Annotated in this window: 1 protein-coding gene; it reads left to right on the top strand. The window is 46.0% G+C overall.

The features are described from left to right. Positions 1-2,495 (top strand): DEAD/DEAH box helicase (locus B9G53_RS00850; RefSeq protein ID WP_094528433.1); only part of this gene is annotated, 2,495 nt, incomplete at both ends.

Raw genomic sequence — 2,495 nt, forward strand, 5'->3', positions numbered from 1 at the left:
CATGGCGCGTCTATCTATATCAACCCCTTGATACATTTCCCTACGAATCAGCCCAAATCGATTTGGAAACAGCTTGGACAAGGATTGAGATATTAGCAGAACTGCTTGCCAAACCACAGTCTAACCTAGCGATCGCTACCACCATTAAAGCGCTACAGCCCCATCTACCATCCACTCAAGTATTCCAAAAACATAGCCTCTATCTCAATATCGGCGATTCGCAATCGGTTAAATTATTAGCTTCTGCTCTGGCAAGATTAGGATATGAAGAAGTCAAGGAAGTAAAGGGATCAAAGCAATGGAGCCGCAAAGGATTTAGTTTTGAAGTTTTTCCAGTTAATCGAAATCTACCCGTGCGCCTAAGCTGCAATCGCGGCACTGTCGAGAAAATCAGAGAGTTTGACCCCACTAATCCTAAAAGCTTCACTGACCTATCCAGCATTGCGATCGCTCCTATCGATTTGCATGAGTTTGTTACTGCTCACAGAGCCACATTACTGCATTACTTACCCAAGAACTTCATTGTCGCCATTGATGAACCAGAACAATGTCAGAGCTATGGCGATCGCTGGCACGAAGCTGCGGAAGAGCTTTATCAAAATCAATCGCAATCAGATACACCGAAACTGCATTGGGACTTTGCCAAGTGCATGACTGAGGCAAAGAAATTTCAGATGCTTCAACTTACCGAGCGATCGCTTAAACCCAAAGCCAATATTTTTGACTTTGCCAGTGCCTCTATTCCGATAGTTCCCCATCAGTTTGACCAGATTGCAGCGCTGATTCGTGAATATCTCAAATCGGAATATCAAGTCACTCTGATTTCGGCTCAACCTTTGCGCGTGGCAACTTTACTCAAGGAGTATGACTGCATTGCTAACTTTGTCAGTGATTCTGATGATTTACAGTCAATTGCACGGATTCAGAAAGCTGGTAAACCCGTCATTTTGAAATATTCGGGACTGATCGAGATGCAAGGCTTTGTTTTGCCTAGTTGTAATCTAGCGCTCTTGACCGATCGCGAATTATTTGGACAGCAATTATTAGCCTCGCCCACCTTTGTCCATCCCTCACACATAACTTCTGCTAAGTCAGTTAATCCTGACGAGCTAAATGTGGGTGATTATGTCGTGCATCGTAAATATGGGATTGGTAAGTTTACGCGCTTTGAAACCATTGAAGTGAAGGGAGAAAAGCAACCACATTACATCGTTGAATTTGCTGATGGTAAGACTGCGGTGGCGATCGCACCAGAAAATGAGAAGATTCTCTCCCGCTATCGCAGTGCTTCTAGTAAGCCGCCTAAGTTAAACAGCATCGCTAATACAAAGGCTTGGGATAACGCCCTGAGCAAATGTCAAAAGGAAATTTACAAGTTAGCAAGGGATTTACTGCAACTCTATGTTCGCCGCGCCAATTTAGTCGGCTATGCTTTTCCACCTGATACCGATTGGCAACAGGAGATGGAGGATTCTTTTCCCTATCAACTGACACCAGATCAGGTCAAAGCAGTTCAAGATGTGAAGCAAGACATGGAAAGCGATCGCCCAATGGATCGGCTAGTTTGCGGTGATGTCGGCTTTGGCAAAACAGAAGTGGCGGTGCGGGCAATTTTTAAGGCAGTTTGTGCGGGTAAGCAAGTAGCTCTGTTAGCTCCCACGACGATTCTGGCACAGCAGCATTTTCATACACTCCAAACTCGGTTTGCGGCTTATCCTTTCACAGTGGATATCGTAAATCGATTTCGTCCTGCGAAGGAGCGCAAGCAGGTTTTACAACAGGTTGCGGATGGTCAGGTTCAAGTCATTGTCGGTACGCATCAGCTTTTGTCGAAGGATGTTGAGTTTCACGATTTGGGTTTACTGGTGATTGATGAAGAGCAGCGCTTTGGGACTTTGCAGAAGGAGAAAATCAAGGCGATGAAGGGCGATGTGGATTTATTGACTTTGAGTGCTACGCCGATTCCGCGTACTCTCTATGCGGCTCTTTCTGGGGTGCGGGAAATGAGTGTGATTGCGACTCCTCCTCCCTCAAGGCGATCGATTCAAACCCATCTGTCTGCTTACGATGCGTCACTGGTGAAAACAGCAATTCGGCATGAGTTAGATCGTGGTGGTCAGGTGTTTTATGTTGTGCCGCGTATTGAGGGGATTGAGGCGATCGCTGTTTCTTTGAGAATAATGTTACCGAATGTGAGATTAGCGATCGCGCATGGGCAGATGCAGGAGTCGGAGTTAGAGGCGGCAATGGTTGCTTTTAATAACAATGAGGCGGATATTCTCCTCTGTACCACGATTATTGAGTCGGGGTTGGATATTCCGCGTGTGAATACGATTGTGATTGAGGATGCTCATAAGTTGGGTTTRGCGCAACTKTATCAATTGCGTGGTCGCGTTGGTCGGGCGGGGATTCAGGCTCATGCCTATTTGYTGTATCCRCCTAACCTTGAATTGACGGAGGCTGCGAAGAAGAGATTAGATGCGATTCAGGAATTT

Origin of the sequence: Pseudanabaena sp. SR411 (assembly GCF_002251945.1) — a bacterium.
In the GTDB taxonomy this organism is placed as follows: domain Bacteria; phylum Cyanobacteriota; class Cyanobacteriia; order Pseudanabaenales; family Pseudanabaenaceae; genus Pseudanabaena.